22 protein-coding genes and 1 pseudogene are annotated in these 26833 nt (G+C 69.2%); 9 read left to right on the top strand and 14 right to left on the bottom strand.

Features of this window, described 5'->3' with window-relative positions; translation table 11 throughout:
• Positions 1 to 94 precede the first annotated feature (94 nt).
• Entirely contained in the window at positions 95 to 2413 is a 2319-nt protein-coding gene (locus V6U88_RS19425; RefSeq protein WP_334454906.1) for an LLM class flavin-dependent oxidoreductase, read from the bottom strand.
• A 217-nt stretch (positions 2414 to 2630) separates the two neighbouring features.
• Here V6U88_RS19425 and V6U88_RS19420 point away from each other — a divergent pair, with 217 nt between their 5' ends.
• From V6U88_RS19420 to V6U88_RS19405, 4 genes are all read left to right on the top strand, one after another.
• Positions 2631 to 3158 carry a MarR family winged helix-turn-helix transcriptional regulator gene (locus tag V6U88_RS19420; protein WP_334454903.1) on the top strand — a complete coding sequence of 176 codons (528 nt, stop codon included), beginning with the start codon at positions 2631 to 2633 and terminating at the stop codon, positions 3156 to 3158.
• Between the two features lie 190 nt (positions 3159 to 3348).
• Positions 3349 to 4332, top strand: a complete 984-nt coding sequence (locus V6U88_RS19415; protein WP_334454902.1) for a 2-dehydropantoate 2-reductase — start codon at positions 3349 to 3351, stop codon at positions 4330 to 4332.
• Between the two features lie 29 nt (positions 4333 to 4361).
• Positions 4362 to 4586 carry an SDR family NAD(P)-dependent oxidoreductase gene (locus V6U88_RS19410; RefSeq protein ID WP_334454900.1) on the top strand — a complete coding sequence of 75 codons (225 nt, stop codon included), beginning with the start codon at positions 4362 to 4364 and terminating at the stop codon, positions 4584 to 4586.
• Positions 4587 to 4591: 5 nt separating this feature from the next.
• Entirely contained in the window at positions 4592 to 4819 is a 228-nt protein-coding gene (locus tag V6U88_RS19405) for a hypothetical protein (RefSeq protein ID WP_334454899.1), read from the top strand.
• Positions 4820 to 4882: 63 nt separating this feature from the next.
• Here V6U88_RS19405 and V6U88_RS19400 read toward each other — a convergent pair whose 3' ends face one another.
• From V6U88_RS19400 to V6U88_RS19365, 8 genes are all read right to left on the bottom strand, one after another.
• Complete coding sequence (locus V6U88_RS19400; RefSeq protein ID WP_334454897.1) at positions 4883 to 5347, bottom strand: nuclear transport factor 2 family protein; 465 nt, start codon at positions 5345 to 5347, stop codon at positions 4883 to 4885.
• A gap of 80 nt (positions 5348 to 5427) precedes the next feature.
• A complete protein-coding gene (locus V6U88_RS19395; protein WP_334454896.1) occupies positions 5428 to 6087 on the bottom strand; it encodes a 3-oxoacid CoA-transferase subunit B in 660 nt (219 codons plus the stop codon).
• Positions 6084 to 6782: a 3-oxoacid CoA-transferase subunit A gene (locus V6U88_RS19390; protein ID WP_334454894.1), complete on the bottom strand. Its 699-nt coding sequence runs from the start codon at positions 6780 to 6782 to the stop codon at positions 6084 to 6086. The genes V6U88_RS19395 and V6U88_RS19390 overlap by 4 nt, the downstream gene beginning before the upstream one ends.
• A gap of 3 nt (positions 6783 to 6785) precedes the next feature.
• Positions 6786 to 7976 carry a thiolase family protein gene (locus V6U88_RS19385; protein WP_334454892.1) on the bottom strand — a complete coding sequence of 397 codons (1191 nt, stop codon included), beginning with the start codon at positions 7974 to 7976 and terminating at the stop codon, positions 6786 to 6788.
• Between the two features lie 3 nt (positions 7977 to 7979).
• Positions 7980 to 8861, bottom strand: coding sequence for an intradiol ring-cleavage dioxygenase (locus tag V6U88_RS19380; RefSeq protein WP_334454891.1), 882 nt, complete (start codon positions 8859 to 8861; stop codon positions 7980 to 7982).
• Between the two features lie 2 nt (positions 8862 to 8863).
• Positions 8864 to 9925, bottom strand: coding sequence for a maleylacetate reductase (locus V6U88_RS19375; RefSeq protein WP_334454890.1), 1062 nt, complete (start codon positions 9923 to 9925; stop codon positions 8864 to 8866).
• Complete coding sequence (locus V6U88_RS19370) at positions 9922 to 11670, bottom strand: FAD-dependent oxidoreductase (protein ID WP_442934658.1); 1749 nt, start codon at positions 11668 to 11670, stop codon at positions 9922 to 9924. The genes V6U88_RS19375 and V6U88_RS19370 overlap by 4 nt, the downstream gene beginning before the upstream one ends.
• A 188-nt stretch (positions 11671 to 11858) precedes the next feature.
• Positions 11859 to 12821, bottom strand: a complete 963-nt coding sequence (locus tag V6U88_RS19365; protein ID WP_334454889.1) for an AraC family transcriptional regulator — start codon at positions 12819 to 12821, stop codon at positions 11859 to 11861.
• Positions 12822 to 13054: 233 nt separating this feature from the next.
• On the opposite strand from V6U88_RS19365, the gene V6U88_RS19360 reads away from it, so the two are divergent.
• Both V6U88_RS19360 and V6U88_RS30295 read left to right on the top strand, forming a co-directional pair.
• Positions 13055 to 14515 (top strand): SDR family NAD(P)-dependent oxidoreductase, encoded by a 1461-nt coding sequence (locus tag V6U88_RS19360; protein ID WP_334454887.1) that lies wholly within the window; start codon positions 13055 to 13057, stop codon positions 14513 to 14515.
• 114 nt (positions 14516 to 14629) lie between these two features.
• A pseudogene (locus V6U88_RS30295) lies at positions 14630 to 14777 on the top strand (IS110 family transposase); the annotation flags it as partial.
• Positions 14778 to 15099: 322 nt separating this feature from the next.
• On the opposite strand, the gene V6U88_RS19355 reads toward V6U88_RS30295, so the two are convergent.
• From V6U88_RS19355 to V6U88_RS19340, 4 genes are all read right to left on the bottom strand, one after another.
• Entirely contained in the window at positions 15100 to 16152 is a 1053-nt protein-coding gene (locus tag V6U88_RS19355) for an FAD-dependent oxidoreductase (RefSeq protein WP_334454884.1), read from the bottom strand.
• Positions 16153 to 17002: 850 nt separating this feature from the next.
• Positions 17003 to 17551, bottom strand: coding sequence for a hypothetical protein (locus V6U88_RS19350; RefSeq protein ID WP_334454883.1), 549 nt, complete (start codon positions 17549 to 17551; stop codon positions 17003 to 17005).
• Positions 17552 to 17564: 13 nt separating this feature from the next.
• Positions 17565 to 18218: a PD-(D/E)XK nuclease family protein gene (locus V6U88_RS19345; RefSeq protein ID WP_334454882.1), complete on the bottom strand. Its 654-nt coding sequence runs from the start codon at positions 18216 to 18218 to the stop codon at positions 17565 to 17567.
• Between the two features lie 390 nt (positions 18219 to 18608).
• On the bottom strand, positions 18609 to 21575 hold the full coding sequence (locus V6U88_RS19340; protein WP_334454881.1) for a serine/threonine-protein kinase: 2967 nt from the start codon (positions 21573 to 21575) through the stop codon (positions 18609 to 18611).
• A gap of 251 nt (positions 21576 to 21826) precedes the next feature.
• Here V6U88_RS19340 and V6U88_RS19335 point away from each other — a divergent pair, with 251 nt between their 5' ends.
• The 3 genes from V6U88_RS19335 to V6U88_RS19325 are packed head-to-tail and all read left to right on the top strand — an operon-like array spanning position 21827 to position 26015.
• Positions 21827 to 22930 carry a hypothetical protein gene (locus tag V6U88_RS19335; RefSeq protein WP_334454880.1) on the top strand — a complete coding sequence of 368 codons (1104 nt, stop codon included), beginning with the start codon at positions 21827 to 21829 and terminating at the stop codon, positions 22928 to 22930.
• Complete coding sequence (locus tag V6U88_RS19330) at positions 22927 to 24207, top strand: hypothetical protein (protein WP_334454879.1); 1281 nt, start codon at positions 22927 to 22929, stop codon at positions 24205 to 24207. Before V6U88_RS19335 ends, V6U88_RS19330 begins: the two co-directional genes overlap by 4 nt.
• On the top strand, positions 24204 to 26015 hold the full coding sequence (locus tag V6U88_RS19325; RefSeq protein ID WP_334454878.1) for an Hsp70 family protein: 1812 nt from the start codon (positions 24204 to 24206) through the stop codon (positions 26013 to 26015). Before V6U88_RS19330 ends, V6U88_RS19325 begins: the two co-directional genes overlap by 4 nt.
• A gap of 392 nt (positions 26016 to 26407) precedes the next feature.
• On the opposite strand, the gene V6U88_RS19320 is transcribed toward V6U88_RS19325, so the two are convergent.
• A complete protein-coding gene (locus V6U88_RS19320) occupies positions 26408 to 26578 on the bottom strand; it encodes a hypothetical protein (RefSeq protein WP_334454877.1) in 171 nt (56 codons plus the stop codon).
• Positions 26579 to 26833: the final 255 nt, after the last annotated feature.

Genomic DNA, 26833 nt, shown 5'->3' with positions numbered 1-26833 from the left:
GAGCAACCGATCCAAGGCACCAGCTTCGTAGCGCTCGGGGCCGGAGAACGCTCCCCCAGGCCTGTTCGAACAACGCCCCCGTCGTCCCGCGGATTCACGTGGTGGTCCCGGGCTGAGCGGCGGCCGGATCCGGTGTGTCGGCGCGGTGTGCCGGTGGGATGGGGAAGTTGCGGTTGAAGACGTTGTCGGGGTCGTACGTGGCCTTGACGGCGCGCAGCCGGCTGAGGGTGGGCTCGGGCCAGGCGTCCAGCAGTCGATCCGGATGGGTGTCGGACTCGAAGCTGAGATACATGCCGTCCAGATGCGGGTACAGCTCGGCCCACAGCTTGTCGAGTGCGACTCTGCGGTCCGGGACCGTGGCGGCGAGTACCGAGAAGTTCTGCTCCCGGTGCGGGTAGGCGGTCGCGTCGCGGGCGACGTCGTTGACCGCTCCGCCGGCGGATCGGAACTGCATGATCATCACGTCACCGGAACGGATCATGGTCGCCATGAGGTCCGCCGCCTGCGGTGTGATGTGGTGCAACAGGCCGCTGCGGGTGTCGTTCAATCCCTGACCCCGATGCCGGTTACCGGGCGGCGCGACGATCGCCGGGTACGGCACGAGCTGCGCCTGCTGGTCGAGGATCGGCCCGACCTCCAGGAACGGGCTCAGGGCGGACTGCGCCGCCTCGATGTCGTCTCCGGCGTAGACGAGGGTTACCTGGGCCATCGCGGGGTTGCCGCGGCGGCCGGGAAAGAGGGCGAGGAAACTGGTCAGGTCCCGGGGCGCCTTCTCGACGAGCCGGCCCCAACGGCGGAGCAGACCGGCGGTGTCGGTCGCGTCCACGACGAGCTGGGCGTAGACGACGTTGTCCACCTCGTACGCCTCCAGCTCGAGGGCGGTGACGACGCCGAAGTTGCCACCGGCGCCACGGATGGCCCAGAACAGGTCGGGGTGATGCTCGTCGTCGACGCGGAGCAGGCGGCCGTCCGCGGTGACGATCTCGGCGGCGACGATGTGGTCGATGGTCAGGCCGTACCTGCGCACCAGGTATCCGATGCCGGCGGTGGTGGCGAGGCCGCCGACCCCGACGTCGCCGTAGTCGCCCGAGCTCATCGCCAGGCCGTACGGGGCGAGCGTCTGGGCCACGTGCCCCCAGCGGGCGCCCGGCTCCAGCCGGATCCGGCGGGTCGTCCGGTCGAGCACCTCGACCTTGTTCATCCTCGACATGTCGATGACGATTCCGCCGTCGTTCGTCGACCGGCCGCTGATGCCGTGCCCCCCGCTGCGCACGGAGAGCGGGACGTTCTGCGTCCGCGCGTACGCCACGGCATCGACCACCTCGGCAGCGTCCTGCGGGCGGATCACCAGGGCCGGCGATCCGTGCCAGCTGTAGCTGTCGCGCACGTGCTCGTACTCCGGGTCGCCGGGCTCGACGGACCTGGTGGTCAGCGACGCGGGCAGCGCGTCGTAGTCGAGGCCCGGCTGACGCTCGGCCAGGACGGCGGCCGTGCGTGCCCGTCCGGTGCCGGTCCCGCTCCCCGTGCGCTCCTTGGCGACGGCCTCCCGCAGTGCGGGGGCGATCTCCTGCCCGAAGGTCTGGATGAGTCGTGGGTCGTCCCGGCCGATCAGAAAGGCGCTGAACCCCTTTTCGAGAACCAGCGGGAGGAGCTGGTCGACCCACTGCTCGGGGGGTCCCTGCAGGAAGCCGCGATTGCGCGATGAGACGTCGACCTTGAACAGATTGAGCAGCCGCCGGACCTCCCGTGGGTCGCGTCCCGCCGCAACCGCCGCCTCGTCGATGAGCCGGTTGCCGGTCACCCGGTCCGGCGACCGCAGGTATTCCAGCGTCGGCAGCCAGCCGTCGGCCTTCTGGCCGGTCAACGCCAGCATCTTCGGCTGGTAGGCGCCGAGCCAGATGCCGATGTCGTGCGCCGGCACGGGGCCGCGCTGCATGCCCGGGATCGGGTAGTACTTGCCGTCCCGCCGCAGCGGCCCGGAGGCGGCGTCGTCCCAGACCCCGCGCAGGACGTCGATCGCTTCCCGCAGCGCCGCGACGCCCTGCCCCGCCGTCAGGCGGCGACCGCCCATGCCCTCGATCCCGTCCCAGAACGCGCCGGCGCCGAGGCCCAGTTCGAACCGGCCGTGGGACAGCCGGTCCAGGCTCGCCGCGGCCCGGGCCAGCACGGCCGGCGGGCGCAGCGGCAGGTTGAGGACGTTCGCCGAGACCCGCAGCCGTTCCGTACGGGCCGCGACCCAGCTCAGCAGGGTCCAGGTGTCGAGGAACCCAGCGTTGTACGGGTGGTCCTGGAAGGTGGCGAGGTCCAGTCCCGCCGCTTCGGTCAGCTCAGCCAGCGCCACCACCCGGTCCGGGTCTTCAGCACTCGGCGTCAGGAACATCCCGAACAGGAGCTCATGCCCGTAATCAGGCATTCGTTCACCATCCTTTGATCATATGATCCGCAAACTATCGTCGCTGCACATCTTATGCCTCTCAACTTAGTTGTCGGACAGCTCATTCCCCGACGCCCGCGGACGGTTCGTTCCGGGAGCGGGCAGGGCAACGCCCCGGACCGGATGAGTCGCGGTCACAACATTGTTCGCGGCCAAACTTCGTAGTGATCAACGCATTGCGGCTAGCATGGGACGCATGTCCGCCACCGACCCCTGCGAGCTGCCGGCTGACCGCAAGCGCGGTTCGAACTTCGGCTGGTCCCTGGGCATGGTGCTGCGCCGCTGGCATGAGTACGTCGAGGAGGGGCTGAAGGACCTGCCGCACGGCAGCCGGGGCTACCACATCCTGGCCGTCGTCGTGCACGAGGAAGTGCCCACGCAGGGGGCCCTGGCCGCCCGCCTGGTCATCGACCGCAGCGTCCTGACGTACGTCATCGACGACCTGGAGAACGCCGGTCTCATCGAGCGGCAGCTTGATCCGCGCGACCGGCGCGCCCGGCGCATCGTGGCCACCGAACGCGGGCGTCAGGCACTCGCCGAGGCCGAGCGCCGGGTCGCCCACGCCGAGGACCACGTCCTGGGCGGGCTGCCCGAGGAGCAGCGCGACGTCTTTCGCGACCTCGCCGCGCGCGCCGCCGAGGCGATCCACGCCGCCGCACCCCGAACGGACCCGTGCGCCGCGGTGACGAGCGTCCTCTCCCCGGCGGAGCGATCCGCCCGCTGACTCAGGCCCGGCCGACCGCCACCGCGGCCGGATCGTCACCCGCGACACCGCGACCTCGCTCGGGTAACGGTCCGGCGCGTCCCGCCCGTGCCCCGGTGCCAAGGACTGGTCGGTGCATCAGCTCAGGGATGCCTCCAGGTCGAGCTCGCCAGCGGGCACGCTCCACCAGGGCCGGTGTAGTTTCGGCCCCGTGCAAAGAGTCTGCGTGGTCGGGGCCGGCGCGGTCGGCGGCGTGATCGGCGCGCGGCTGGCCCTGGCCGGGCTCCCGGTGTCGGCCCTGGCCAGGAACGAGACGCTGGCCTCACTGCGTACGCACGGCTGGTTGTTGAGCTCGCGCGACGGCGGGCAGCAGGCCGCCCCGGTGGCCGCGGCCACCGACGACGCCGCGGCACTGGGCCCGCAGGACCTCGTGATCCTCGCGGTGAAGGCGCACCACCTGCCCGCGCTGGCGCCCACGCTGGCGCCGCTGCTCACCCCGGAGACCGTGCTGGTCCCGGCGCTGAACGGGGTGCCGTGGTGGTTCTTCCACGACTTCGGTGGCCCGCTGGCCGGCACCGGCCTGGACGCGGTCGACCCCGGCGGCGTCGTCTCGAAGGCGCTGCCGCCCGAGCAGGTGACCGGGTGCGTGGTCTACCTCGCCGCCCGCACCCTCCGGCCCGGGCACGCCGTGCACACCGCAGGTGACGAGCTGATCATCGGCGAGCCGTCGGGCAAGGCGTCCCCGCGGGCGGCGGCGGTGGCCACCCTGCTGCGCCGCGGCGGGTTCACGGTGACGGTTTCGGAGTCGATCCAGCGGGACGTCTGGTTCAAGCTCTGGGGCAACATGACCATGAACCCGATCTCCGCGCTGACCGGCGCCACCGCCGATCGCATCCTCGACGACGCGCTGGTCAACACGTTCGTACAGCGGGTCATGACGGAGGCGGCCGAGATCGGTGTGCGGATCGGCTGCCCGATCTCGCAGACCATCGCGGAACGCACCGAGGCCACCCGACGGCTCGGAGCCTTCAAGACCTCCATGCTCCAGGACGCCGAGGCTGGTCGCACCATCGAGCTGGACGCCCTGGTCACCGCCGTCGGTGAGATCGGCGCGCTGACCGGCGCGCCCACCCCGCACCTGGACGCGCTCCTCGGCCTCACCCGCCTCGCGGCCCGCGAGCGCGGCCTCTACTGACCGAGGCCCGGGCACGGCGCTCGCGCACCGTGGCCCGCCGGATAGGGCAGCGCCGGGCCGGGGCGATCGTCACGGTCAGCTCCAACGCGGCGTTCGTGCCCCGGGTGGGGATGGCCGCCTACGCGTCGTCGAAGGCGGCGGCCACCACGTTCACCAAGTGCCTGGGCCTGGAGCTGGCCGGAATTCGGCATCCGGTGCAAGGTGGTGTCGCCCGGCTCGACCGACACACCGACGCTGCGCGGCATGGGGAGTGACGACCGTGACCGGCCGCGATCCCGGGATCGAAAGATTCCTGGCCGACACCGAGCCCGACGGCTGGATGTCCCGTCCTGCTGGCCGCCGTCGCCCGGGCCTCGTGGTGGAGGGCGATCTCGACGTCGTTTCCGATGCCCCCGAAGACGCGGACAGCGTCGATGGCGGGTCCAGGGACGGGCTGGGCGCCTGTGACGGCGACCACGGCGGTGCGACCCGGCGGCGGCAGACGTAGCTCGCCGGGTCAGCACCGCGCCGAATCGCAATCCGCCATTAGCTCGCGCCGGGCCGGCTCGGGTTACCCGCGCTGCAACCAGGGGTAGCGAGCGGTGTCCTGCCCGGCGTAGTCGGGATCGAGGTAGATGAAGACGCGCTGGATCTTCCAGTCGCGGATCTCGAACACGTCGCACCAGCGTCCGGCCCCCCACTCGGGAAGCCCTGCCCGCCACGGTCCGTCCCGGTGCTCGCCGTGGCTGGTGCCCTCGCAGACCACGGTGTCGGAGCCCGAGAAGATCCAGTTGAAGTGGGAGTAGTGGTGCTCGATCTGCTTGATCATGCCACCCACCTCGCCGAACAGTCGGCCGATCTGTTCCTTTCCGGTGGCCAGCCCCCACTTCGGGAAGTACACCTGGGCGTCATCGGCAAACAGGTCCAGAATGCTGCCCCCGGTGGAGGTCACCCCACCGTTGTCGAAGGCTTTCAAGTATTCCAAGGCGACCGACTTGCGCTGTTCATCGGTCATGGTCTGGGTGTTCAAAGCCATGGTCGACTCCTTCTCGATTCGATGGTTTCAGGCCTGGGCAGCGTTGTCCGAGGCTGCGTGTCAGGTGCCGGTCATCGGACTCATTCGCGGGTCCGGTCCAGCAGCGGCACCTCGAGAAGACGCGCCAGCTCGTCGAACGTGCAGTCGAACAGCTCCCGTACCGCCACGCCCTCGTCCTCGATGAGGAACACAGCGAGGTCGGTGTAGACGCGGCTGACGCACCGCACACCGGTCAACGGGTAGGTGCACTCCGGCACCAGCTTCGGGGCCCCGTCCCGCGACAGCAGATCCATCATCACGAACGTCTCCCTGGCCCCGATGGCGAGGTCCATCGCGCCGCCGACGGCCGGGATGTCGTCGGGCCGGCCGGTGTGCCAGTTCGCGAGATCACCGCGGGCCGACACCTGATAGGCGCCGAGCACGCAGACGTCCAGGTGGCCGCCGCGCATCATGGCGAAGGAGTCGGCGTGGTGGAAGTACGAGGCGCCCGGCAGTTCGGTCACGGGGACCTTGCCGGCGTTGATGAGGTCGAGGTCGACGGCGTCCCCCTGCGCCTCGGGCCCCATGCCCAGCATGCCGTTCTCCGTGTGCAGCACGACGCCGCTGGCCGGGGAGAGGTGGTTGCTGATCCGGGTCGGGAGCCCGATGCCGAGGTTCACGAAGGCTCCGTGCGGGATGTCGCGCGCGACCCGGGCGGCAAGTTCGTCCTTGCCGAGCCCGCGCCGGCTCACCCCGCTCATTGACCCGCTCCGACCGGCCCGGGCACCGGCACGGGTGCCGGCACACGGACGAGGCGGTCGACGTAGATGCCCGGCGTGACGATGACCTCGGGGTCGAGCGCACCGACCGGCACCAACTCCTCGACCTGCACGACCGTCGTCGTCGCGGCCGCCGCCATGATCGGCCCGAAGTTGCGGGCGGTCTTGCGGTAGACCAGGTTGCCGAGCTCGTCGGCCCGATGCGCCTTCACCAGGGCGTAGTCCGCTCGCAGCGGGTACTCCAGCACGTAGTGCCTCCCGTCGATCTCACGGACCTCCTTGCCCTCGGCCAGGGAGGTCCCGTAGCCGGTGGGGGTGTAGAAGGCTCCGATGCCGGCGCCGGCGGCGCGAATGCGCTCGGCGAGGTTGCCCTGCGGAACGAGCTCCAGCTCGATCTCACCGGCCCGGTACTTCTCGTCGAAGTGCCAGGAGTCCCGCTGACGGGGGAAGGAGCACACGATCTTGCGGACGCGACCCGCACGGATCAGCGCCGCCAGGCCCACGTCCCCGTTGCCGGCGTTGTTGTTCACCACGGTGAGATTCGTGGCGCCGCACGCGATGAGCGCCTCGATGAGTTCGACCGGCTGACCGGCGGTGCCGAATCCGCCGATCATCACCGTGGCGCCGTCGGGGATCCCCGCGACCGCCGCGGTCGGGTTCTCCAGGATGCTGGCCACGGCTCAGGCGTCCAGGTTCTCGAGAACCATGGCGAGCGCCTGCCCGACCCCGATGCAGATCGCGGCGACCCCCCACCGCTCGCCCGAAGCCCGCAGTGAGTGGGCGAGCGTGCCGAGCACGCGGGTCCCGGAGGCGCCCAACGGGTGACCGATGGCGATGGCGCCGCCGTGCGCGTTGACGATGTCGGGGTCGACGCCCCAGGCGTTGATGCACGCCACGGTCTGGGCGGCGAACGCCTCGTTCAGCTCGACCGCGCCCACCTCACCCCAGCCGATGCCGGCCCGCTTGAGCGCCAGGTTGGCGGCCTCCACCGGCGCGAACCCGAAGTACTGCGGGTCGTTCGCGGCAGCCCCGCGACCGGCGATGCGCGCCAGCGGGGACCGACCGACGATCTCTTCGGCGGACGGGCTGCCCAGCAGCACCGCGGACGCGCCGTCGTTGAGCGGCGAGGAGTTCCCGGCGGTCACCGTGCCGTCCTGCTTGCGGAACACCGGCCTGAGCGCGGCGAGCTTCGCCAGGCTGGTGTCGGACCGGATGGACTCGTCGCGGGCGAGTTCCACCCCGGGCACGCCGATGACGAGGTCGTCGTAGAACCCCGCCTCCCAGGCCCGAGCAGCCGCCTGGTGCGAGCGCAGCGCGAAGACGTCCTGCGCCTCGCGGCCGACCTGCTCACGGATCGCGAGCAGCTCGGTGGCCTCGCCCAGCGAGACCGTCCACTCCGGATTCATCCGCGGGTTCACCAGGCGCCAGCCCAGGGTGGTGGAGACCAGCGTCGCATCCCCGGCCGGGTACGCCTTCTCCGGCTTGGGCAGCACCCAGGGCGCCCGGCTCATCGACTCCACACCGCCGACCAGCACCACGTCCGCCTCGTCGAGGGCGATCTGCCGAGAGGCGACGATGGCCGCGTCCAGGCTGGAGCCGCACAGCCGGTTCACCGTGGTGGCCGGTACCGACGTCGGCAGGCCGGCCAGCAGGCCGGCCATCCGGGCGACGTTGCGGTTGTCCTCCCCGGCGCCGTTGGCGTTGCCGAGCACGATCTCGTCGACGCGGTCCGGTTCCAGCGCGGGCGCGCGCTCGACCAACGTCCGCAGCACGTGCGCCGCCAGGTCGTCCGGCCGTACACCGGCCAACGCGCCGCCGTACCTCCCGAAGGGGGTGCGTACGGCGTCGTACAGATACACGTCGGTGGGCATGGGTCAGGCCTCCTCGTGAGCCGCGGGCGCCAGGACGATGTCGAACTGCACGCGGGACCACGCCCGGTCGCCCAGGTCGCGGCCGTCGGGGGTGGGGGAACCGGCCGGCTGCGGCTCGAATTCCTTGACCAGCGAGTCCCGTACTCCGAAGACGCTGTCGCGGTCCAGCAGCTCATCCCCGCGGACGAAGATGTGCGTCACCAGGGTCCGGTATCCCTCCCCCTGGATCATGAAATGCAGGTGCGAGGCCCGCATCGGCGATCGGCCGGTGGCGGCCAGCAGCCGGCCGACCGGGCCGTCGTGCGGGATCGGGTACGGCGTCGGCGTGACCCCCCAGAAGCGGTAGTTCCCGTCCGCGTCGCTGTACAGGTGACCACGGGCGGCGACCCGGTCGTCGCCGTACTGGACGTCGTAGAAGCCGTCCTCGTCGGCCTCCCAGACCTCGATCCGCGCATGCGGCACCGGCTTGCCGTCCGTATCGGTGACCGTGCCCTCGACCCAGCACGGCTGCCCGGACGCTCCGGCCGCGATGTCACCGCCGAGCTCGATCTCCGGTGAGCCGTCGACGAAGAACGGGCCGAACACCGTTGCCTCGGTGGCGTTGCGGTACGCCTCGTTGTTGACGGTGATGGTCTGCATCGAGGCGCCCAGAACGTCGGAGAGCAGGATGAACTCCTGACGCCGGTCGTCGGTGATGTGCCCGGCGGCGGTGAGGAACTCGATGGCGCGCTGCCACTCCTGCTCGGTCAGCCGCACCTCCCGCAGAAAGGCGTGCACATGCCGGGTGAGCGCCTGCATCAGCTCCCTGAGCCGCGGGTCCGTCGTGTCGTCGAACGACGCGACCACGCGTTCGACGAGCTGTGACTCGCGGTCTTGCTGCTCCATGTTCATCGTGGCTCCCCTCCGTCCCAGGCTCGGCGTAGCAAATCCTCGAGGTTCTCGCGGGTGACCGGCGTCGGGTTGTTCGGCGGCACGGCCGCCAGGACGGCGTCGACGGCAGCCGGGATGTCGGTCTCGCGCAGCCCGTAGTCCCGCAGGGCGCGAGGTGCCGCCACCTGCTCCCGCAGGCGCTGCAACCCGTCCACGGCGGACGTCTCGCCGAAGGCCGACGCCATCCGCTGCTCGCTGTCCGGCACCGATGGTGCGTTGAGCGCGAGGACGTACGGCAGCACCACGGCGTGGGTCTGCGCGTGCGGGAGGTTGTACATCCCGCCGAGCACGTGGCAGATCTTGTGGTGCAGTCCGGAGCCGGCCGAGGCGAACGCCACGGCGGCCAGGTAGGCCCCGTACAGCGTCTGCTCGCGCCCCGCGATGCTCTGCGGATCGCGCACGACCTCGGGGAGTCCCTGGCGAAGGGCGCGGATGCCTTCCAACGCGAGCGCCTGGTCGATCGGGTCGACCCGCGGCGCCCACATCGAATCGACGCAGTGGGCCAGTGCGTTCAGTCCGGAGGCCACGCTCAGCGGCACCGGCAGGGACAGCATCAGGCTGGCGTCGTAGACGACGGACCGCGGCAGGACGCGGGCGTCGACCCCGGTGGTCTTGCGGCCGCCCTCGGTCAACCCCCAGACGTTGGTGGCCTCGGAGCCGGCGTACGTGGTCGGAACGGCGACGATGGGCAGCCCGGTGGTCAGCGCCACCGCCTTGGCCAGGCCGGTGGTGGAGCCGCCACCGATGCTGACGACGACGTCGACGTCGTGCTTCTCGGCGGCCGCGCGAGCCCGCTCGGCAACGTCGGTGGGCACGTGCATCGCCACCTCGGTATGGCGCACCGCGGCCGGCAGGGCAGCCATCAACGGGTCGGCCAGCGCGCTGTCGGCCTCCGCGGCGATCACCATCGGGCGGACGGCGCCGAGCCGGGCCACCTCGTCGGCGACGTGACCCGCCGCTTCGTACGACGCGAAAACCACCCGCTGCGGCAGCGTCTCGTGCCTGAAGCTGACTCTCACGCCGCATCACCCCGGCCGAGGACCGCCGACATCGCCTCGTGCAGGGCCCGCTCCGGATCGGCGGGCAGCCGCATCGACCGCCAGCCGATGTGCTTGTCCGGGCGCACCAGCAGCACGCCGTCCTCCTCGACCTCCCGCAACCGCGCCCAGTCGTAGTACAGGTCGGTCACCTCACGCCCGGGGCCGATCACCACGGCCTCCAGCGGCACGCCGAGCTCCTGGCCGACCTTCTCGGCGGCCGCCACCCACGGCTCCCCCGCGATGCCGGTCAACAACGTGAACCGGGTCATCGGCGCCAGGTCGAGCGTGGACACCTTGTGCCGGGCATCGCCCACCCAGGCGTGCGGCAGCCGGGATCCCGGGACGGTGGACGGCTCGTAGTACAGCTCCGGGTCCCGACGCGGTTCCGGCCGGCGGGTGCCGTCGGAGACCACCGCGTCGGACTCGTAGAACTGCCCCAGCTCGACACCGTGGGCGTTGAACTCGTAATGCTTCAGCTCCATGGCCGACATCAGCGCGGCCCGCTTGGCCGCCCCCTCGGGGGTGTTGGCCTTGCGCTCCTCGATGCGCGCGGCCATCTCGGCCTCGTCGGAGGCGTCGAGCAGGCCCAGCGCCTCGAAGAACTGGACGAACTCGCGGCTCGACTTGTTCGCGCGCTGAACGATCTGCCTGGCCACCGGCGCCCGTTCCGCCGAGTAGGTCTCCAGCAACGAAGGCGCGGCCTGCCCACGGAGGACGGCGGCCACCTTCCAGGCGAGGTTGTAGGAGTCCTGGATCGAGGTGTTCGACCCCAGTCCGTTGCTCGGCGGGTGGCGGTGGACCGCATCCCCGACACAGAACACCCGACCGGACTGGAGATGCGTCGCGTACATCTCGTTGTTGCCCCACAACGACGTGCCGGTGATCTCCACCTCGATGTCCGGCAGCCCCAGCAGGTTACGCACGATCTGGATAGCGGCGGCCTCGTCGACGACCGGTGGGGGTTGGCTGATGTCGTAGCCCCACACGACGAGCCACTCGTTCCAGGGCCGCACCATCCGCACCAGCCCGGCCCCGATTCCGCCGACGTTCGAACCGGGCTGGATCACCCAGTAGAGCACCGACGGCCGGTGCCCGCAGTGCGCCGAGATGTCGGCCTTGAAGGTGATGTTCATCGAGCCGGCGATGTCCATCGCACCCTCCATCGGAAGGTCGAGGTCGGCGGCGACCTTGGACCGGGCGCCGTCGGCACCGATGAGGTACTTGGCCCGGATCGTGTACTCCTCGCCGGTGAGGCGGTCCCGAACCTGGACGTAGACGCCATCGGCGTCCTGCCGGTGTCCCAGGTACTCGGTGGAGAACCGGGCCTGGGTACCCCGCACCACGGCGTTGCGCAGCAGGATCGGCTCCAGGTAGGTCTGGGGGATGTCGACCGGCAGGCACGGTGACGCGAGCTGGTAGTCGGCCCGCCGGGCGGGATGGGTACCCCAGGTGAGGATCCGTCCGATCTCCTCGCCGGCGATCGAGGTGCAGAAGACGGTGTCGCCCATCAGCTCGTGCGGAGTGGCGTCGGCGAGCACCTGGTCCTCGATGCCCAGGTCCCGGAAGACCTCCATCGCACGCTGGTTCGTGATGTGCGCCCGCGGCGTGTTGGCCGTCCAGCGGTACTTCGTGATCATGATGTTCGGGATTCCCAGGGTGGACAGGAACAAGGCCGCGCCCGCTCCCGCCGGACCCGAGCCGATGACGACGACGTCGGTCGTCACCATCGATCCCTGAGGTAGCGGCGTCTCGGCCATCCCGTCGCTGAACACTGCCATCAGATCCCCCACTCCACTGCTCGGCGTGTGGTCCTGGCCACTCGCTCGACAAGTGTGCGGCGGTGCTCCGCAGCCGCAGCAAGGGATGAGGCCGTAACACGGCGGAAAGACGAAGCTGTGGCGGAATTCGAGAACTACGCGAGCCGGCCCGCCCGGGCCTGGCGACGCAGGTCGGTGGCGCGCATGCCGAAACGCGCCCGGAACGCCTGCGAGAAGTGGGTGGCCGACCCGAAGCCACAGCGCGCCGCAACCTCACCGACCGGCGTCTGTGGCGAGGACGCGAGCAGCGCACGTGCGCGTTCCAGCCGCCGCGCCAGCACGAACTGCGGCACAGTGGTGCCGGTGGCGGCGAACGCCCGGGACAGGTGGCGTTCGCTGATGCCGATGCCGGCCGCGACCCGGGCAGCAGTCAGGCCGCTGTCGGTCAGGTGATCCTCGATGAAGGTACGGGCGTTGGCCAGATGCACCGTGCCGAGGTTGATCGGACGGCTGCCGGCCATGCCGGCCAGCAGGTGGAGCGCGATCCGTTCGTCGAAGGGCTCGCCCCCCTCGGGACGCAGGGCACGGTCGATCAGCCTCGCCAACGTCCGTGCCGGCACGTCACCTCCGGCGAAATCGCGCACCAGCGGGGTGCTGAGCGAGCCGAGGCCGGTCAACTCCCGGAACAGCGGGCGCGGCACTTTGATCGCGAGCTCTTCCAAGCCACGCGAGAAGCCGCGCATGAACGGACGATCGGCATCGCAGATCAGGGCCTGTCCCGGCCGAAGGGTGAACACCCCGTCGTCGTGGTAGAAGAACGCCTCCCCGACGAGGGTCAGGTAGACCGCGACCGCGTCCGCCGGATGCTTGCGGATCACTTCGGCCGGACGTTCGACCACGTGCGCGTTGCTGCGGACGCGGGCCAGGTGCATCTGCTCGAGCTGCAGGTTGAGCTCGGTCCCGTCGAACGCGGCCGGGCCCAGCGTGTGACACCGCAGGCCGATCAGTGCCTGCGCGTTGTGGTCCTCCCACAACGCGATCCTCTGAGCCTCGGGGAGCCCCGCTGTGCTGAAGCTCACCGGGCGCCGGGCCGTCGCCGAACCCGCCGTCACGGTCACCCCCCAACTGTCTTCGGGTGCAAATACTACTGCCGCCGCCGTGTGACGGACGACACACCATGTACGGCCAACCCGGTGATCGGTTCACCGCTCTGCTGCCCGCCGCCGGCTCCTGGCGCAGGTTGTGCCCAGCCGCTGATCCGTCGAAGGCCGTGCGGTGCGTACAGTTCCGGGTCGGACTTGGGGTGGGCCGGGAAAATCCGGCGCAGGGAACGGAATGAGACAGCGGCGGCATGACGGCGGACAACATTACTGAAAACAGTCAATACGGCATTGACCGCGGCCGACTGGAGACCTGTCTCAGCGTCTTTGAGGCGTTGGAGGATCTACCTCCCGATCACCCCGACGTGGTGCGGGTGCAACGGGCCACCGCGAAGCTCTACAAGGTGATCAAGCAGCGGCGACGCGAGGAACGGCGGAATGCCATCGCGGCGGCCGACCGCGCGGTGACGGCGGCCACCGCCACCGGCGCCCCTGGCCGGATCGACGACGAGACCCAGGGCATCCCGCTCGCCTCCCCCACCGTCGGTACCACAGCCGGCTTCCTGCACAATCCGCGCGGCTGCTACGTCTGCAAGCAGCGCTACCGCGAGGTGGACGCCTTCTATCATCAGCTCTGCCCGCCCTGCGCCGCGCTCAACCGGGAGCGCCGGAACGCCCGCACCGACCTGACCGGCCGGCGCGCGCTGCTCACCGGCGGCCGAGCCAAGATCGGCATGTACATCGCGCTGCGGCTGCTGCGCGACGGCGCGCACACCACGGTGACCACGCGGTTTCCACACGACGCGGTCCGCCGATTCGCCGCGATGCCTGACAGCGCGGACTGGCTGCACCGCCTGCGGATCGTCGGGATCGACCTGCGCGACCCCGCCCAGGTGATCGCTCTCGCCGACTCGGTCAGCAGTCAGGGCCCCCTCGACATCCTGATCAACAATGCGGCGCAGACCGTCCGCCGGTCCCCCGGGGCGTACGCGCAGCTCATCGCCGCGGAGGCCGCGGCCCTGCCGGACGGCCCGTTGCCGGAGCTGATCACATTCGCCAAGCCGGACGGGCAGGGCGGCCCGGTGGGCAGCCTGACCGCCGGGCCACAGTCGACCGCGCTCACCCCGCACGCGCTCACCGCGCTGGCGCTGACCAGCGGCTCGGCCTCGCCGGAACGGATCGCGGCGTCCACGGCCATCGACGCCGGGGGTCTCGTGCCCGACCTCGACTCGGTCAACAGCTGGGTCCAGCGTGTGCAGGAGGTGGACCCGGTCGAGCTGCTCGAAGTGCAGCTGTGCAACGTCACCGCACCGTTCGTGCTGGTCAGCCGGCTGCGCCCGGCGATGGCCGCCGCGAAGGCCCGCCGCAAGTACGTGGTGAACGTGTCGGCCATGGAGGGCCAGTTCGGTCGCGGTTACAAGGGGCCGGGGCACCCGCACACCAACATGGCCAAGGCGGCGCTGAACATGCTGACCCGCACCAGCGCCCAGGAGATGCTGACCGACGGCATCCTGATGACCAGCGTCGACACCGGCTGGATCACCGACGAACGCCCCCACCCGACGAAGATGCGGCTGGCCGACGAGGGCTTCCACGCCCCGCTGGACCTGGTCGACGGCGCGGCCCGGGTCTACGACCCGATCGTCCGCGGCGAACAGGGCGAAGACCTGTACGGCTGCTTCCTGAAGGACTACGCGCCCTGCGCCTGGTGATCGGCGCGCCCACCCCGCAGTCGGCCACCCGGGCTCAGGCCGACATCGTCAGCACCGCCGCCCCGTCCACCACAGGTCCAAGCTGCGGTGGCTGCCGCGATGGAGTCGTTCTTCGCCCTGGAACGAGTCCTCGGCCCGAAAGCCCAGCACAAAGCCGTGCTCGAACTGGCGTCACGCTGCGGCGGACCCGTCGGGCTGCGCGGCGCCGGCCGCCGCAAACTCATCTCCATCAGCCGCGGTCCACGCACCTCGCATGGGCGAGCGAGTCCGATGGTCCCCTGAAGGCTAAAGCGTGTCGGCGACGAGGCGGAGTTGTTCCAACGAGAGTTCACCTCCCAGGCGGCGGTAGGCGGCGATCGCAGGAACGTGTTCCCGGCTGGGTCGGCCACGTACTCCACTGACGGTGAACGGATACACCGACCGGCAAGTGTGGAACAAGCAGCGCAAGACGGAGGTACGCCACCGACCCCCGCATGGCGAGTCGGTAGTAAGGTCCAAGCCGAGCTGGTCATTGCCGAAGCGACCCTGGAGCGCCTCGGCGGACGCTGACCCTCACCACAGACGGATCCACCGTCGCCGCCCGGTCAGGCGGGGGCGGGCGCCGCCAGCAGCGCGCGCAGCTCGCGGACCGCTGCCCGCCCGGCCCGGTTCGCGCCGACCGTGCTCGCAGACGGCCCGTAGCCGACCAGGTGGATCCGGGGATCGGCGACCACCCGGGTGCCGTCCACGACGATGCCGCCGCGGGGACCGCGCAGCCGTAGCGGGGCCAGGTGGTCGAGCGCCGGCCGGAAGCCGGTGCACCAGAGGATGACGTCGACGTGCTGTGCCGTGCCGTCGCGCCACTGGACGCCGTCGGGGACGATCCGGTCGAACATCGGCTGGCGTCGGAGGAGGCCGCGTTCCCGAGCTTCGAGCATCTGCGGTGTCCACGCCAGCTCGGTCGCGCTGGCGATGCTTCCTGGGGGCAGGCCGGCGCGTACGCGTGCCTCCACCTTGGCCACTACCTCGCGTCCGTAGGCCGGCGTGAACGGCCCGTCCCGAAACACCGGCGGACGGCGGGTGACCCAGGTGGTCGTCGCCGCGACGTCGGCGATCTCGACCAGGAGCTGCACGGCCGACGTTCCGCCCCCGACGACAACCACCCGCTTCCCGACGAAGTCCGCCGGTCCCCGGTAGTGGGCGGTGTGCAGCTGCCGTCCGTGGAACGTTTCCTGTCCGGGGTAGTACGGCACGAAGGGCCTCGTCCACGTTCCCGTCGCGTTGATCAATGCCCGGGTGGTCCAGGTGCCCTTGTCGGTTTCGACGCGGAGTCCTCCGTCGCCGGCGTTCCGCACGGCCGCGACGGCGACCGGCCGCTGCACGTCGATGCCAAATTCGCCCTCGTAGGCCGCGAAATAGGCCGGCACCGCCTCGGCGGCCGGTTCGTCCGGCGGTGGAGGCGTGAAGTGCATTCCGGGCAGGTCGAAGATGCCGTGCACAGTCGCCATGCGCAGCGTCGGCCACCGGTGCTGCCAGGCCCCGCCGGGTGCCGCGTCGGCGTCCAGGACAGCGAAGTCAAGACCGGAGGAGCGGAGGTGGTACGCGCTGGCCAGCCCCGCCTGCCCGGCCCCGACAACCATCACATCCGTATCCAGCACGTGTCGGACAACGTCTCGGGCTCGCCCGGGCCTTCCCACGGGGATCGATCTCACACCGCCCGAAGGTGACCCGCCGAACCCGGCCCCTATGGGCCAACGCGCACTCGCATCGGCACGAGAGCACATCTCATGCTGATCACGTCACACTCTCGCAAGCCACGCCTACTACCGCTGCCGCTCCCCTAGGAGTACGCCCTCGCCAACCAGGTCCCACATCCCCGCAACGTGTACCTCCGCGAGGACGCCCTCACCGACCCGCTCGACACCTGGCTGGCCTCCGCCTTCGCGCCCCACCGCATCGAACAAACGATCACCGCGATGGCCGACGCCCAGCCCCTAGATCATCCGCCCACAACCGGCAGAGCAGCCCGACGATCATCACCGAGTGCGACGCCAAGTTGGAGCGCTACCGCGCCGCCCTCGACGCTGGTGCCGACCCCGCGGTAGTCACCGGCTGGATCGCCCAGACACACGCCGAGGCTCGGCGACATCACCGCCGTGCTCCGCGACGCCGAACCCGCCGACAAGGCCGAGGTCTACCGGCAACTCGGACTCCGGCTCGCCTACCAGCCCGAAACGCAAACGGTGCGCGCTGAAATGGACCTCAGCGCACACCGTCAGGAATTCATTTGTGTCCGAGGGGGGATTCGGCCACCCGTGCGTAGCACCCGTTATACAAACGGGTGCTCATGCGATAAGCCTAGCACTTCACGATGCGTAACAATACAGGCGTGAGCTCCACACGAGCACGCCACGGCTCAACTAATGCAATCAATTCTGCCGCCTGCCCCGGTGTGCCAGTACGGCCGTAGAGTCCGGAGTTCTTGAAATTGCCGTGTGGCGCACGTCGCTACGCGCCGAACAGGTCGTCGAGGGGGCCGGACAGCTCCCGCCACCCGTGTTCGAGGGCGATGCGGCATTCGGCGGTGAGGCTGCCCAGGTCGTCGTCGGTGCCGGTAGGCGGTACCTGCCGCCACCATAGCCAGCCACTCTCGATCTGCGACCCCGACCAGCCAAGCTGCTTGGCGTACGTCTCGAGTTGCTTAGTCATGGTCTTGACGAACCCGTTTCGCGCCAGGTACCTGAGCCCCTTTACCCGCACGCCCACATACGGCCACGGGTCCGCCTCGGTGAGCAGCTCGGCCGGTTTCCACTGCAGGGCGATCGCGGCGTGCACCTCGTCGCGTTGCCACGACGGCCGACGCAGCTCAAACGTCGGGTGAGTGTCGGGAGGCCGGGCAACCCAGACATGTTCGGCCTCCGCAAGAATGGCCGCGTCGAGGGTGCCCACCGCGTTGTCAACGGCGGCAGTAATCTCTCGCACTGCGCCGCCACGCAACGCCGCCCACTCCGACAACAGTCGCCAGTGGCGCAGGTAAAACCTTGTCTTTTCGTCCACAATCGAAGGCCCTTCACTCGCCATTGAGCATCTGCAGGGTTTCCAGGAAGTCCCGCGCGCCGGCCGATGCGTCGTCCGGCAGAGGTGCCATGAGGCCGGTGATATGGCGCCAGGTGATCTGGTTCCACCCTGCAGGGACCACCGAGCCGCCGGGCTCGTCCCTGTCGCGGGTCAGGTACACCAGGGTGGTTGCCTCGTTGGCCCAGAGTCGCGCAAGTCGGGCGCACTGGTCGCCGTGCTCGCCAGCGTTGACCTTCGCTTCGAGCAGCACGCAGACCCTTCCGGCCCGAACGATGAGGTCGGCCGGGGTCCGTTTGCCGTCGGGGGTGAAACGTGTCTCCTCGCGGCTCACTCGCACCCGGGCGGTCGGGTCAAATGGCAGGCCGAGCTCCCCAAACAGCCCCTTCACGACGCGGTTGCCCAGTCTGTGGTGGCCTTCGGGTTGCAGCACCCAGGCCAGGCAGGTGACGAGCTTACGTTCGAGCTCGTGCACACCGAGGACCTCCAGAAGGGTACGAGGGCCGGCTCGCCACTGGCCGGCGGCTTTGATCGCGGCGGCTTCCGTGGCGAGAACCCTCAGCTGCTTTTCCCACTGCCCTACCTGTGTCCGATTCACCGTGTCCCATTCGGCGGCCAGCTCACGCAGCCGTTGCTCGTCGGCGATCACCACACCAGGGTCGCAGACCTCTACGACAACCCTGCGTCAGACGCCCGCTTCTCCGCTTCGGCGCAACCATCACCCTCGCGAGCTGAGCACCAACCCGTACCCGGCAACGACTTCATGGGCGACAACCCAGAGCTGTGTCTGAATCGGAGGCAGCAGCCGGACCGCCGTGCGCCGACTGGGACGGTTGGCTTAAAGGCGGGGACGACGATCTGGGCCGGATGACCGTGTCCCGCAACGACTGGCGGACGACGTCCGATACTTCCGCGAATGCGGCACGGGGGGTGCTGCGCTCATCGGCTCGTCCCGGCCGTCCGATGGGGCCATGGTCCGGACGTATGCGGAGGCAGGCGCGACGTGGTGGCTGGAACACCTGCACGGCCGCCGCGGGGCCTACGAAGAGCTGCTCGCCCGCGTGGAGGCCGGCCCGCCGCCATGAACTACTCGGCCCACAACCTCGCCGGATGGCCCAAGCCGGGTTGGGCGAGAGACGTAGGCGGAGGCATGCTGACTTGCCCGGATGGTCGCTTGCCGGATGCGGTGGTCCACGGCTTCCTGCTGCGCGAGATCGCGGAAGACCGGGATGGAGTGTGGGTGTGCGCGCAGTGCATGCGCCGCGATGGCCGCGGCGGCGCCGGACCGTTCCGATAGCCAGGCGCGGATGGCTTCGTGGACCTCCCAGTGGACCCGGTCCCAGTCGTTGTTGAGGTAGAAGATGGCGTCGACCGTATCCTCGAGCAGGTCCCATGCCTCGATTGATTCGGCGTCACGAGCGATTTGCAGCAGCCAGAGGGTGAGGTTGTGGACGTCGCCGGCGTCGATCGTCATCTCGTACCCGCCTGTAGGTAGCTCCTGGATGCCTTGGACTACGGCGCGGGCGGTCGTGGGGTCGGCGGACACCGCCTGTTCGACCTGGGTGTTGTTGAGGTGGACCAGCACTTCCGTGTACAGCAAGTAGTCGCTGCTCGTGTCTGCGGCGAGACGGAAGAGGGCGGGCGGTGTTAGATCGCCTCCTTCGAGGGCCGCTGCGATGAGCGCCCGGCCACGGTTGACGGGGGGAATCGGCGGAGGGTCGAGTTCGGCCGCGATCAGCGCGAGGAGCTCGTCTACGGTCGCTGGGCGCTGGCGTGGGTCGTAATGGGTCGCGGCGCGTACGACCGCCCGCCAGGGGCCTGGCGGGGGGAGATGCGGTACGTTCGCGCGGGGATCGGTCTGCAGGAGTGCCCAGCCGATGATCTGGCCGATGCTGTAGATGTCGGTCTGCGGGCCGACCGCGTGGGCGTCGGTGTACAACTCGGGCGCGGCATAGCCGAGGCTGCCGTAGAGCTGGCCGACCTGCGTGCGTCCCGGCGCGGTGGTATGCCCGTGAGGACGGCGGCCCAAGCCCCAGTCCGCGACGACCCAGCGGCCGTCAAGCCACAGGATGTTGGCCGGTTTCAGGTCGCGGTGGATCCACCCGGCCTGGTGTGGCTCCCGCATGCCTTCGCAGATCGCCGTGATCAACTCCCGCAGCGGTCCGTCAACGCACAGGGAGGCCGCCATTTCCTCGGCCGAGTGATCCGCCAACGGCATGACGAGCCAGTCGAAGGTAGCGCTGAAATCCAGCACCGGCATCAGGTGACGGTTGGAGCCGAACATCCCGGCTGCGTCGACCTCACGGCGCATCCGCGCCCGCTGATCCTCTCCCGTCATCCGCAACCGCTTAAACGCGACGGGCGTTCCGGTGGGCTTGTGTCTGGCCGGGAACACCTGTGCCTGCCCACCGGTCTGGAGCGGTCGACGCTCCAAGGCATAGTCCTTGCGCTCACCATGCGCCACAAGCCGCACGGGCATGTACGGATCGGCGGTGTCCGCCGCGACAACCGAGAGGGCCGCCGCAGTATCGACCGGCGTTCCGCTCGCCACATCAGCCGCAGGCGGCTCAGCTTCGACCTGTGTCGCTGGCCCGCTGGTGCGGGCCGCGGTACGGATTCCGGAGCCCATGCTGATCTCGACGATGACCGGGTGTGGGACTTGGCTGTTGCCCCGCACATCGCCGAGCAGGAGCAGCCGCCCCTGCGCGGTGACGCCAAGCCCTTGGACCCGGTTGAGCTGCATCTGCGTGACAAGGCTGGTCGTTCTCGCGCCGGGATCAACACGATGCAGGAAAACATGCACGCCGGTACGACTGGAACCTGCGGCGATCACCTCGCCGCCTCCGGTCACAAGGTATTGGGGACTCGGCGGCGACTCGATCCAGTCTTCGCGCCGCACCATAGTGCTGCGCCCCAGGTCCACGACTGCGCTGTGGCCCTCCGCGCCGAGGAAGAAGCGCAGGTCGCCCAACCATGCCGCGCTGAGCACGTCCGCGTTGAACGAGATCGAGTAGCGTTGCTGATCACCGACGGTGCCACCCAGCCGGACCAGGCCCAGCGTCGCGCCGCCCAGTTCGGCGCCGTTGCCACACAAGGCCCACGCCTGCCCACCGGGACCCCACAACAGCATCCGGGTATCGCCCAGGTCCCCGGCGATCGGAGTTAGAACATCGTCCTTCCACTTGACGACAGCGGAGCCCCGCCGGACCAGGATCCCGCCGTCGGCCGAAGCCAGAACGCTTCCCGAGCAGCCCGCCAGCGGCAGGAGCCAGTGAGCGGTGCCGCGCAGGGTGTCGACCTCCACGACACCTTCGCTGGTCGTGATCAGCATCCGGGGGCCATCAACGGTGAAACCCCTGATCTCACCCCATCCCGCGCCTCCGCTGAGCAGATGCTGCAGCGAGACTTCGCCTGCGGCGGCGATCTCGAGTTCCCACGGCATCGGCGACCGGGTGAACGACACGAACGACGGCGGATCGTGACGCGGTGCCGTCAGCAGCAGGTCGGTCAGGGAGGTAAAGGCGGTGCCGTCGAAGTCCGCCCGGTCACCGACCTCCTGCATCGCCTTCTCGATCGGCAGCAGGCCGCACAGCGCGGCCTCGACATGCGTACGATCCAGCAAGACCACTGACGGGACCTGGGGGTCCATTGCCTCACCGGCGTGGGCGTCGAACCCCGACATCGAGATCAGCGCGACCTGCACATTGCTACGCTGCCGCGCGGCCTGCTGCCACATGGCGACGTCCTGCGCCGTCAGCGGCGAGTCGGGCCAAGTTAGACCCAGCAGCAGCTTCGTGTCACCACGCCGCAGACCCAGCGTCGGCCTCGTGCCGACAAGCGGCGCCGCTGGCCGCGGCTGAACGCCAGACGCGGTCAGGAGGTCGTGGAGGATGTCCAGCAGCAGCGCGCCGCGCTCCCGTTCGTCAGGACCGCCGCCCAGGAGCTGCGCGTACCGGGCGATCAGCGTAGGCACACCATCCAGATCGTCCAGGTCGGCGCCGCTCACTGAACCCCCTGACCGCATATCAGACATGACGCTGTGATTGTCTCCCGTCCGGTCCCCACTGAAGAAGCTGCCACCTCTTCCCTGGTACGCCGCATCTTGGTGCCGCTGCGGCTTGCTGGCGGTTGCCACCCGCGCCGGGGCCGATGTGGACCGCCTGGTTATCATGAGCGTCCTGGCGCCGCGGCCCGCACGGGTGCGGTCCCGTCCAACGTCCCAGGCGGGAGAGAATGGGGTTCTGGCACACGGGGTACATGGAGTTCCACGAGCTTCCCCATATCGTGCCAGAGCTCGGACCGCCACCGCCGCCCACATTCCCGTGCCCCAAGTGCGGCCTCGCATTCACGTCCGACGAGGACCTGCGCGTCCACCAATTCGGCGGGCATCACACGATGCAGCCGATGCTCGTCTTCCGGGGACGTGAATGCGGCCGAAGCCGACTCGCGATCTCCAAAGAGACATCTGCGTCCGATTGGGTGTTCCGGAACGCCAAGGCGATCAGCGTGAACGGCCGCGAGTTCTCCGCCGACACCGCGGCGACGTATCTGAGCGAGCAACGCAGCGGTGTGCACGACGTCACGCTGGTCAACGGCGAGGCCCGGCAGGAGTTCCAGTTCGCCTTCGCGTTGGCCGACGAGGAGGATCTGCAGAGCGTCGACGTGGCGCTGGGGCAGCTCGTGGACAGCGGGGAGCTGTCCCACAGCTCGATCGATCACTTCATCATGCGAGGCAAACACCTCCCGACCGCCCGCTCCTACCTGTCCGGACTGGCGAACTATCTGTACGGGGTGCTGGCGCGCGAGGGTTCGGCCGAGTCCGGGTTGGCAGATCGCCAGGGCGAGCAGGGATACGAGGGCCGGTACAACCAGGCCGTCACTACGCTCGGCGACTTCGACCGTCACCCTGCCGAGGCGATCTGCGGGATCGTAGCGTTCCATTACAGCCAGTTCCCGCGGGCCGCTGCCAGAACAAGGAGCCGGCGGGTGGCCGCCGTCTCTCTACGGTTCCGCGAGATCCTCGAAGGTGGATTGCCGTCAACCCGACGTGATCTGAGGGCCGAGTCGCACACGAGCTGGGATCATGTGCTCAGCGACACGGTCATCGAACGCGTCCTGGCGTGGAGCGCGCTGCCACTTGACGGAAGCGCGGGCGAGACCGTCGAGGAGTTTGGGTCGGTGGTCACCGCCCAGCGCCCCCACGACGCTTTCAAGCTTCGCCTGGTCGCTGCGGAGCACTACCTTGCAGTCGGCGACCACACCGCAGCGATCCGCAACGCCGACCTCCTGCGTCACGGACGAAGCACAGAGCGCTGGTATGAGAACTTTCGCACGCGAGTCCAAGGAGCGTTGCCCCAGTGAACACCGACCCGAACGGTGCCGGCACGGACGGGCCAGCCGGGGGCCCGGCGGACGAAGCCGCGACCGTGCCAAGGCTGGAAGGTCCAGACGCTTCCGCACCAACGGCTGACGCCGACAGCGCTCCGGCATCGCCTGGGCAGGCCAAGCAGGTGCCAGTGTCGGGCGAGCGGGAGTCCCGAGAGGGCGCGGCGAGGGCCGGTGCCAAGGTGCCGACGACGGCCGGGAAGAAGACGCCAGCGCGTGCGTTCAAGCCCGCCAATCTTCGCGAGCTGATCGAGCACGCTTACCGGGATCCTGGCCGACCTGTGCGCCTGTCGAGGAACATGCTGTCGGCACTGGTGGTCACGTCGGGTGCTGACGCGTTGGGCTCGCAATGGCTGTCAGACCTGGCGAGGAAGGACCCTTTTCTGAGAGTGCCGCCCCGGCTCCTGGCCGGGGCGGCGACCTTGACACCCAACGATCCCGTTCGGCAGGCCCTGATCGAGCTGACCCACAGGGTTCTGGCGATTCATCCGATCTACCACTACTACGTTGCCAACCCGACCGGCACGGACCCCGATCAGCCGCCCTTCGTCTCAAGCGCGAAGGTGTCGGATGCGGCCAAGAAGGTCACGCCCGACAGCCTCCACGTTGCGCCCAGCGCCTACCGGGACGCCCAACGCGGCCTGCTGAGAGACAACGCAGTCATCTCGTTCGCGTTGCTGTGGGTGTTGCAGGGCCATTGGACGTCCGCCCAGTTCATCGCGGAGATGACCTCGGCCGTGTGGAGCCGGCCGGCCACTGAAGCCGTGTCGAGCGCGGACATCGCAGTCGCCCTGGTCACTGCCGGTGAAAAACATGCACTCAACCCATTGGTCGGACACTTCCTAGTCGAACACCAGAAGCTGACCGCGCAGCTCAACCAGGCCAAGGACGAGACCAGCGCCGAGCGGCAACGAGCGGACCGCTCGGAGTCCGACAATCTTGCTCTTCGCGAAGCCATTGCGTCGGAGCGGTCACGCAGCGAGAGCCTGGCGGAGCAGGTCACCGCTCTGACATCCGACATCGAGACCGAGCGCACCAACCGTTTCGTCGACAAGAGCCACATGGTCGACGACTACGAGGTTCTGCGGACCCAGGTGATCCGGCGGCTGGGCAGCCAGGTCCAACTCCTCAGCGATGGCCTTCACGCCCTGCGTAGTGGCAGCACACCTGTGGCGGAAGAGTTCGTCGATCGCGCGTTGACAGCGATCCAGCAGGAAGTCGCAAGGCTAAAGGAACTCGGAGGAACACGGTGATCATCGGCTTCGACTTCGGGACCACCAACAGCCTGGTATCGGTAGTCGTCGGCGACCGTGTCATCGACGTGCTCGACGAGGAAGGTCTGCCCCACCCGTCCGTCGTCCGCTACGAAGGCGAGGAGATCATCGTCGGGCGGGAGGCCCGGCACGCCCTCGAAGAGGCTGGCGTCGGCGTCTACGGCAACACGGTCAAGTCGCCGAAGTTCCTGCTCGGCCAGGAGGTCGTCACCGTCGGCGGCGTGGAACGCAACCCGATCGACATCGTCGCCGACGTGATCCGTTTCGTGCGGAGCGAGTCGCTCAGGAGCGCGCAGCGGCAGGCACTCGGACAGCTCGACCGCGCGGTTGTGACGATCCCCGTCAATATGAATGGCCCCCGGCGCGCTGCTCTGCGGGAAGCGTTCGCTCGGACTGGCATCAGCATCGCCCAGTTCGTCCACGAACCGCTGGCGGCGCTCTACGGGCACCTGCGCGGCTCCACCGACCCGGAGGGGTTGACGAGGAGCTTGATGAAGCGCAACGTGCTCGTCGTGGACTGGGGCGGCGGCACCCTCGACCTCACCTTGTGCCGGCTCCAACCGGGTCGCATTCTCCAACTGCGCAACGGCGGCACCGACGAGGTCGGCGGCGACAGATTCGACCTGGTCATCCGCGAGGAGGTCGTCAAACGCTTCTCACTCAAGAACGGCATCACCGACAGCGATCACCCATCGCCCGAGGCCAGGCTCAGACTGCTGCAGGATGCCGAACGCAACAAGATCGCACTTTCCGAGCGCACGAACGTCACGTTCTACCGGCCGGGCTACTTCCCGGAGTCGGGGAAGACCCTTGAGTATCCGCTAAGCCGCCAGGAACTCGAGGAGATCACCCGGCCCCTCGTGGTCGGCGGGATACGCCACATCGAGTCGCTCCTGGACAGCGTGAACATGTCGCCTGCGCAGGTGTCACTGTGCCTGGTCGCCGGCGGCATGGCCGCCATGCCCAGCATCCGTGGCCGACTCCACGAGCTGTTCGGGCCAGAGAAGGTCGTCGTCCCCAGCAACAGCGCCACGCTCATCTCCCAGGGCGCCGCGTGGATCGCGAAGGACTCTCAGCGGCTGGTCCTGGCCAAGCCGCTGGAGCTGGAGATGGCACGAGGCTCGCGCCTCCCGCTGCTACACGCCGGCACCGAGATGCCTGGCGACGGTGAGGTCCGAAACGTGCGGATCCACCTGTACTGCACGGACCCGTCCGACGGCGTCGTCAAGCTGCCCATCGAGGCGCCCACGGCGCTGTCCGACCATCCGCAGACCAGCGACCCTCGGACCAACCTGGGTGTAGTCACCGTTCGGGTTGACGATAAGGCGCCACCGCTGGTCGAGAGACTCGAACTCGACGTCATGGTCGACGACGACCTGATTGTCGAGGTGACGGCCACCTCGAGCCAGAAGAAGGACCGGCGAAGCGCACAGTTCCACGACCTGGAGTTCGGAATCGGGCTCCCAGAGTCATCGACCGCCGAGAACCCACCCCCGAAGCCGAAGCGGCCCACACCGCGGCAGCGCGCCCACGGTGTGGGCATACGCGCCAACAGCGCGGCCGAGAAGGACCAGTCACTCGTGCCGGGCGACGTCCTGTACAAGCACAACCCGCGGGCATTCGCGAGGATGCGCGGCACCGACCAGGCAACCCAGGAGCAGTTGCGCGAACACCTCTACTACCAGCCCTGCGCGGTCTGCAAACGTCCCTGGGGCCACGAGGCCTGCCGATGCGGCTCGGCCCCGAGCCGGTCAACCGGCAAAGCCGGTCGCCCAGCGCGACGATAACGGGAGCTTCCCGACGAGTCACTACAGGAGCGGCGGGACTACTGCGGTTTGGTGGGCGGGAGAACGCGCGCCATTCCGATGATCAGGTCGACTACTCCCTGGTTAAGTGATCTTGAAGGGGACTCCCACGAAGGTCTTGCCATTCGGATCGACGGTGGTTGGCACGGGCAGAACGCGCCTCCTCCAGAAAGCCGGGTTGGTGCGCACTTCCTCGCTCGCGATCACAATGCCCACTATCCGGCACCACCCGGTCCAACGACGTCCCCGGCGGCCACGAAAGCAGCCATCCGAGCTGCGCTGCCCTGTCCTCAGCAGGAACCGGCGACAGTTGACTAGGAGATACTCACCGGACGGCCGTGTCAATATGCTCTCTCACCAGTCACGCCGGCCCTTCATCGAAACGCCGACGGCTGGCCGAACCCGACTTCAATCTCCTGCAGCCGCGCAGGGATCGTGCTGGCGCCGCGGCGCAGATAGAACTCGGGCCGCTTCGGGTTGTACGCGTACCAGCGGCCACCGGCGCTCACCTCGACGATTAGGACAGTCTTACCGTCCAGCGACACCGGACGCACCGTGACAGGAGGGTCAGGGTCGGTGCTGTCGCAGGGCGGCCTGGTCGTCGCGTTAAGTACGGCTGGTCTCGCCTGCCGTCACCATGTCGACGGCGATCGCGGGTGGAGGGCGGTCGTTCTGCTGGGGATGATCTCAAAAATCTGCACGGGCCGGACATCGAGGTTCCTGCCGCCGGTGACTGAGGTAGTGGCGCGGATGCAGCCGGAGCGTGCTCCGGCCACCCGCTACCGTCAGGTCATGGTTGA

The organism is Micromonospora sp. CPCC 205739 (assembly GCF_036906795.1).
Classification (GTDB): domain Bacteria; phylum Actinomycetota; class Actinomycetes; order Mycobacteriales; family Micromonosporaceae; genus Micromonospora.
Note: the sequence above shows the minus strand (reverse complement) of the source record. Positions and strands in the feature narration are given on the sequence as shown.

Coding starts and splice junctions, on each gene's coding strand:
- V6U88_RS19400 (WP_334454897.1), bottom strand. CDS start 5,347: ATGGCTTTGAACACCCAGACCATGACCGATGAACAGCGCAAGTCGGTC.
- V6U88_RS19395 (WP_334454896.1), bottom strand. CDS start 6,087: ATGAGCGGGGTGAGCCGGCGCGGGCTCGGCAAGGACGAACTTGCCGCC.
- V6U88_RS19360 (WP_334454887.1), top strand. CDS start 13,055: ATGACGGCGGACAACATTACTGAAAACAGTCAATACGGCATTGACCGC.
- V6U88_RS19335 (WP_334454880.1), top strand. CDS start 21,827: ATGGAGTTCCACGAGCTTCCCCATATCGTGCCAGAGCTCGGACCGCCA.
- V6U88_RS19420 (WP_334454903.1), top strand. CDS start 2,631: ATGTCCGCCACCGACCCCTGCGAGCTGCCGGCTGACCGCAAGCGCGGT.
- V6U88_RS19380 (WP_334454891.1), bottom strand. CDS start 8,861: ATGGAGCAGCAAGACCGCGAGTCACAGCTCGTCGAACGCGTGGTCGCG.
- V6U88_RS19425 (WP_334454906.1), bottom strand. CDS start 2,413: ATGCCTGATTACGGGCATGAGCTCCTGTTCGGGATGTTCCTGACGCCG.
- V6U88_RS19385 (WP_334454892.1), bottom strand. CDS start 7,976: ATGCCCACCGACGTGTATCTGTACGACGCCGTACGCACCCCCTTCGGG.